Consider the following 6,333-nt stretch of genomic DNA (forward strand, 5'->3'; position numbering starts at 1 on the left):
TTGCAGATAGCATTAGATGCAGTTGCATGTGCCGTGGGTGCGGTGCTATGGGGAGTTTCCTGCGAGGTAGCAGGAGGTTCCGGTGCCGCACTATCCACAGTGGCCTGTCGTGCGCCTCCCGATGGCACCCGGCTTCGCGGGCCACTCCGGGGAGCGGCTCACCCTGGTGGCCGGGGAAATCCGGCGTAGTGATCGTCCCCACTTTCCGCGCGTGGCACGCTGAGCACGTGCTGCCCGCGACGATCGCGACCACGGACTACCACACCGGCGGCGAGCCGTTCCGGATCGTGGTCGACCCGCCGGTGTCCATCCCCGGCCGGACGGTGGCCGAACGGCGAGCCCTGGCGATCGGCAGCGAGGACATCCAGAGCCTGCGCGCGGTGCTGTGCTGCGAACCACGCGGCCACGCGGACATGTACGGCGGGTTCATCGTGCCGCCGGACGACGACGGCGCCGACCTGGGCGTGCTTTTCTGGCACAAGGACGGTTTCTCGACCGCCTGCGGGCACGGCACGATCGCGCTCGGGGTGTGGGCCGTGCAGACCGGCCGGGTCGCGGCCCCGGAAACCGGCAGCGTGGACGTCGTGATCGACGTGCCCTCCGGACGGGTGACCGCACGGGTGAGTCTCGAGGCGGGGCGCGTGATCGCCGTCGACTTCGTCGGCGTGCCTAGCTGGGTGATCGCGTCCGGCATCCGGGTGCCCACCTCCCGCGGCGAGGTCCGCGTGTCCGTGGCCTTCGGCGGCGCGACGTACGCGACCCTGCCCGCCGCCCAGCTTGGACTCACGGTCACGCCGGAGCACCTCGGCGAGCTGATCGCGCTGGGCCGGGAGATCAAGTGGACGCTCAACGACACCGAACTCGCCGCGCACCCGACCGACCCGAGGCTCGACGGCATCTACGGCACGATCTGGTTCGACGAACTCGGCGACACGTCCGGCGTGGTGCACCAGCGCAATGTGACCATCTTCGCCGACGGCCAGGCCGACCGCTCCCCCTGCGGCTCCGGTACCTGTGCGCGGCTCGCTCTCCTCGCCGCCGAGGGCCGCCTGCCCGCCGGAACGGTGCTCCGGCACGACTCCATCGTGGACAGCACGTTCACCGGCACGGTGATCGACACCGTCGATGCCGGTGGCCGAACCGCCGTCATTCCGCAGGTCACCGGCGTGGCGTACCGCACCGGGCAGCACGTGTTCTCGATCGACCCGGACGACCCGCTGGTCCCCGGATTCGTGCTGCGCTGAGGTTTGATCTTGAACTTCCCGGGAACGCGGTCTGCGTGCGTTTCGGAAAGGGAGGTCGGCGTGGACGCCGTCAGCGAACCATGGGGTGCACGTACACCGTACGGACCGGGTGAGCAGTGGCCGGTCCGGGTGGACCAGCACCTGGCTGCCGGAGTGTCGGCGGAGGATGTCGACCGCTGGGTGCGCACGGCGGCCGTCCTGCACTCCAACGGCGACGGTATCGACATCGCGGTGAAGGACGACCGGATTGTCGGAGTCCGCGGCCGGGCCGACGACCGGGTGAACCACGGCCGGCTCGACCCGAAGGACACCTACGGCTGGCAGGCCAACGGCTCGCCGGACCGGCTCACCACGCCATTGGTCCGCCGGGACGGGCAGCTTACCGAGTCCACATGGGACGAAGCGATGAGCCTGATCACCCAGCGCGGCAAGGATCTTCTCGACGAGCATGGCCCCAGCTCGATCGGCTTCTACACCAGCGGGCAGCTGTTCGCCGAGGAGTACTACACCTTGGCGGCGATCGCGCACGGCGCCATCGGCACCAACCACGTTGACGGCAACACCCGGCTGTGCACGGCGACCGCCGCGGCGGCGCTCAAGGAGTCGTTCGCCTGCGACGGCCAGCCCGCCTCCTACACCGACGTCGACCACGCCGACGTCATCGCCTTGTTCGGTCACAACGTCGCCGAGACGCAAGCCGTGCTGTGGACGCGGATCCTGGACCGGCTCGCCGGGCCGAACCCACCCGCGATCCTCTGCGTCGACCCGCGCGACACCCCCGTGGCCAAAGCCGCGACCATCCACCTTGCGCCGCTGCCGGGCACGAATGTCGCGCTGATGAACGGGATCCTGCACGAGATCATCGAGAACGACTGGGTGGACCACGAGTACGTCGGCAACTACACGATCGGCTACGACGATCTGTCCACAATGGTCGCCGACTACTCCCCCGAGCGCGTCGGCGAGATCTGCGGCGTACCCGCCGAGCAGATCCGCGCCACCGCACGGCTCCTCGGCAACGCCGAGCGTCTACTGTGTACGGTCCTGCAAGGCTTTTACCAGTCGCACCAAGCGACTGCCGCTGCCGTTCAGGTCAACAACATCAACCTGATCCGGGGCATGCTCGGCAAGCCGGGCGCCGGGGTGTTGCAGATGAACGGCCAGCCGACCGCGGAGAACACCCGGGAGTGCGGCGCCGACGGTGACCTGACCGCGTTCCGCAACTGGGCCAACGACTCCCACGTCCAGGACCTGGCCGAGCTGTGGAACCTCGACGTGTCGCAGATCCCGCACTACGCGCCGCCGACGCACCTGATGCAGATGATGCGGTACGTCGAGACCGGGACGATCCGGTTGCTGTGGGTCTCCGCGACCAACCCCGCCGTCTCACTGCCGGATCTGGACCGTGTGCGGTCGATCCTCAGCCAGGACAGGCTGTTGCTCGTCGTGCAGGACGCCTTCCTCACCGAGACCGCCAGCCTGGCCGATGTCGTGCTGCCGGCCGCGATCTGGGGTGAGAAGACCGGCACGTTCACCAACGCCGACCGCACCGTGCACCTGTCCGAGCAGGCCGTCGAACCGCCCGGCGAGGCGCGGTCCGATCTGGACATCTTCCTCGACTTCGCCCGCCGGATGGACTTCCGGGACAAGGACGGCAAGGCGTTCCCGCCATGGCACGACCCGGAGTCGGCGTTCGAGGCCTGGAAACGCGCGTCCGCTGGCCGCCCGTGCGACTACACCGGGCTCAGCTACGCCAAACTGCGCTCGGTCAGCGGTATCCAGTGGCCGTGCACCTGGGACCGCCCGGACGGCACCGAACGCCTGTACGCCGACGGGAAGTTCTTCGCGCATCCCGACTACTGCGAGAGCTACGGCCGCGACCTGATCACCGGCGCACCGACCGAGCCGGTCGAGTACCGCGCGGCCAACCCGGACGGCAAGGCCATGATCAAGGCCGCCGAGTACCTCCCGCCGCACGAGCCGCCCGGCGAGGACTTCCCGTTCCGGCTGATCACCGGCCGGACCATCTACCACTTCCACACCCGCACGAAAACCGCGCGGGCGCCCCAACTCCAACGGGCCGCCCCGGAGGTGTGGGTCGAGATCTCCACCGCGGACGCCGAGCGGCTCGGCATCGGCAACGGCGAGATGACCGAGATCCGCAGTGCCCGTGGGATCGTGCACGCGCGGGCCCGCGTCGGCGGCATCCGCGACGGCGTGTTGTTCGTGCCGTTCCACTACGGCTACTGGGATGCCGGCGAGGCCGGCCACCGGGCGGCCAACGAGCTGACACCCACCGACTGGGATCCGGTCTCCAAGCAGCCGTTGTTCAAGACCGCCGCGGCGACCATCCACCGGATCGACGGAGGTGCGCGATGAAGATCGGACTGGCCGTCCGCGAACTGCACCGGGCCGAGAAGTCCCTCGCCCGCGACCTGCTCAAGCTGTCCGACAAGCACAAGGTGGAACACGAGATCCACCACGTCGCCCGCGATCTCGCCGCCTGGTCGGCCGACCACATCCGGTCGCTCGCCGACATCGGCGCCCGCTACGACCTGAGACTGGACCGCGACGTCCCGCACAGCTCCGGCCCGCTGGCGCCGGTCCGCACCGCCATCAGCGAGCTGGGCGTCCGGCGGCCGGAACCGGGTCTGTTGCTGCTGGCCGATCTGCGCCGGGTGCACCGCAAAGCGGTCGGGGTGTCCCTCGACTGGGAACTGCTCGCCCAGGGCGCTCAGGCCGTCAAGGACGACGACCTCGTCAAAGTCACCGAACGCTGCCACCCCCAGACACTGCGCCAGATGAAGTGGACCAACGCCATGCTCAAAACCCTGTCCCCCCAGATCCTGGTCAGCTAGTCCGGAGTGGACCGAACAGGCCGAGGGCCTGGGTGAGGGCGAGCCGGGCGTCGTCCAGCCTGCCCATGCTCAGGTCCTGGGCGGCGATCCGCGCCGCCTCCGCCGGACCGGGCACCTGGCACGTTTCGCCCAGCGCCGCGGTCTGCGCGAGGCATCCCCGCAGGGTGCCGGTCAACCGGTTCACGTCGTCGACGACGGGCTGGTCAAGCTCGCGCAGGACCGCCTCGATGCCGTCCCGGAGCCTGGCGCCCGGTTCCGCCACGACCATGTGTCTCGGCCGCACCGGGCGGGCCGTACGACTGCGCACCATGACGTCACGCACCCTTCGTTCGTTGTCCTGGCCGAGGATTCCCGGTGGAAAAGCGGCGAAACCGACTGTCCACTCGCGATCGTGCGGCATGGGTTGGAAAGCCGCACGGCGGGGTACCTGGACCGGGTGAGGTTCGCACTGGTGTGGCTCGCGGTCGCGCTGCTGGGTGGATGCGGGTCGTCCACACAGACCCAGGACGCGCTCGGGGTGGCGAAGCGGTTCGAGGCCGCGCTCGCGGACGGCGACGCGCAGACCGCGTGCGGGTTGCTGGCCGGTGCGGCCGTCCGCCGCATCAACGACCTGCGGCCGGAGGGCTGCGCATCGGCGCTGCCCACGCTGGGACTGCCGGCCGAGGCGCCGGCGGACGTGCGGGTCTGGGGCGACACCGCGCAGGCCAAGTCCGGCCACGACACCCTGTTCCTGCGCCGCCTGCCGGAAGGCTGGCGGATCATCGGCGCCGGGTGCACCCCCAACGGCGAGGCGCCGTACAAGTGCAAGGCGGACGGAACATGATGTCCCGCGGCATCCTCATCGCCTACCTGGTCCTGGTCGTCGGCGGGCTGACCTACATGATCATCATTGGGCTGACGTCATGAAACGGGTGACGCGCTACCTCTACCACAACGGGTTGAGCCTCAGCTTCGGCCTGTTCCTCGTGCTCGCGCTGATCGGGCAGGCCCTCGCCGGGCACTCGGACTTCAACGACCGGGTGGTCTCCGCGGGCGGCACGCCGATCGGCTTGCTCGACTACGTGACCTCGTCGGACTTCGCCGTCGACGTCGCCGAGAACTGGCAGTCCGAGTTCCTGCAGTTCTTCCTGTACATCCTGCTGACCGTGTGGCTGATCCAGCTCGGTTCGCCCGAGTCCAAACACCCCGACGAGGTCGGCCTCGAATCCGACGAACAGCAACTCGTCGGCCGGCACGCCCGCCGGGACTCCCCCGCCTGGGCGCGGGCCGGTGGCTGGCGCACCGGCCTGTTCTCCTGGTCCCTGGGCCTGGTCATGGCGACGTTCTTCGTCCTGTCCTGGCTGGCGCAGTCCATCGCGGGCCACAGCGCCTTCAACTCCGAGCAGCTCGGCCAGCTCCAGGACCCGGTCAGCTACGGCGAATACGTGATCTCGGCCGACTTCTGGAACCGGACCCTGCAGAACTGGCAGTCGGAGTTCCTCGCCGTCGGCTCGATGGCCGTGTTCAGCGTGTACCTCCGCCAACGCGGATCGCCCGAGTCCAAGCCCGTCGGTTCGCCCCACGCCACCACGGACACCTCAGGCTGAGCATGCACCAGGAACGACTCAACCAGGCCGAAGCCGCCGTACTGCGGGAAAGCCCGGTGCTGCCCAGCCGGCCGCCGGACCCGGTGGTGTTGTGGCTGACCAAAGCGGCCCGCGGCAGCCGGTTGTGGCTGGTGCTGGCCGGGGCGCTCGCCGTCCACAAGGGAGCAACCCGGCAAGCCGCTGTCCTTGCCCTGCAGTCGATAGCCATCTCAACCGTGGTCAACCACCTCGTCGTCAAGCGGCTCACGCACCGCCGGCGGCCGCGCGCGGGGAACGTGCCCGCCCATCAAGCGCTTGGCAAGCCGCCGACCTCCGCCGCGTTCCCCTCAGCCCACGCCACATCCGCTGGCGCGTTCACCACAGCGCTGACCCTGTGCGAGCCCCGCTTGGGCCTCGCGGCCATGCCAGTGGCCGCCGCGGTGATCTACGGAAGGGTCCGCACGCGAGCGCACTGGCCCACCGATGTCCTGGGCGGCCTGGTCCTGGGCTCCGCGACCGCCGCGATCCTGAACCGCGTCAAACGCAAATAGATCGGTGGTGGGGGGGGGGCCCGGCCCCCCCCAACGGGTTGCCGTTAGCCCCGGGGTCGGGCGAGGACACGGCGTAACAACACGGCAAACCACACAAAAAACGGTTGGGGGGGTC

7 protein-coding genes are annotated in these 6,333 nt (G+C 69.5%); 6 read left to right on the forward strand and 1 reads right to left on the reverse strand.

Features of this window, described 5'->3' with window-relative positions:
• Window positions 1–188 precede the first annotated feature (188 nt).
• From AB0J95_RS16855 to AB0J95_RS16865, 3 genes are read left to right on the forward strand one after another with little or no spacing between them, the layout of a single operon-like run.
• Window positions 189–1,244 carry a proline racemase family protein gene (locus AB0J95_RS16855; RefSeq protein ID WP_364757958.1) on the forward strand — a complete coding sequence of 352 codons (1,056 nt, stop codon included), beginning with the start codon at window positions 189–191 and terminating at the stop codon, window positions 1,242–1,244.
• Window positions 1,245–1,304: 60 nt separating this feature from the next.
• The gene (locus AB0J95_RS16860; protein WP_364757960.1) at window positions 1,305–3,623 is read left to right on the forward strand and encodes a nitrate reductase; all 2,319 of its coding nucleotides are present in this window, start codon (window positions 1,305–1,307) and stop codon (window positions 3,621–3,623) included.
• Window positions 3,620–4,102, forward strand: coding sequence for a hypothetical protein (locus AB0J95_RS16865; RefSeq protein WP_364757962.1), 483 nt, complete (start codon window positions 3,620–3,622; stop codon window positions 4,100–4,102). Before AB0J95_RS16860 ends, AB0J95_RS16865 begins: the two co-directional genes overlap by 4 nt.
• Here the strand turns inward: AB0J95_RS16865 and AB0J95_RS16870 are convergent.
• On the reverse strand, window positions 4,095–4,412 hold the full coding sequence (locus AB0J95_RS16870; RefSeq protein WP_364757963.1) for a hypothetical protein: 318 nt from the start codon (window positions 4,410–4,412) through the stop codon (window positions 4,095–4,097). The two genes, AB0J95_RS16865 and AB0J95_RS16870, sit on opposite strands and share 8 nt — an antisense overlap.
• A 126-nt stretch (window positions 4,413–4,538) precedes the next feature.
• Between AB0J95_RS16870 and AB0J95_RS16875 the strand changes: the two genes are divergently transcribed.
• The 3 genes from AB0J95_RS16875 to AB0J95_RS16885 all read left to right on the forward strand — a co-directional run bounded on the left by AB0J95_RS16875 (window position 4,539) and on the right by AB0J95_RS16885 (window position 6,218).
• Window positions 4,539–4,925: a hypothetical protein gene (locus AB0J95_RS16875; protein ID WP_364757964.1), complete on the forward strand. Its 387-nt coding sequence runs from the start codon at window positions 4,539–4,541 to the stop codon at window positions 4,923–4,925.
• A gap of 79 nt (window positions 4,926–5,004) precedes the next feature.
• On the forward strand, window positions 5,005–5,688 hold the full coding sequence (locus AB0J95_RS16880) for a DUF6766 family protein (protein ID WP_364757966.1): 684 nt from the start codon (window positions 5,005–5,007) through the stop codon (window positions 5,686–5,688).
• A gap of 2 nt (window positions 5,689–5,690) precedes the next feature.
• A complete protein-coding gene (locus AB0J95_RS16885; protein WP_364757967.1) occupies window positions 5,691–6,218 on the forward strand; it encodes a phosphatase PAP2 family protein in 528 nt (175 codons plus the stop codon).
• Window positions 6,219–6,333: the final 115 nt, after the last annotated feature.

Source organism: Actinocrispum sp. NPDC049592 (genome assembly GCF_040675465.1).
Taxonomy (GTDB): Bacteria; Actinomycetota; Actinomycetes; order Mycobacteriales; family Pseudonocardiaceae; genus Kibdelosporangium.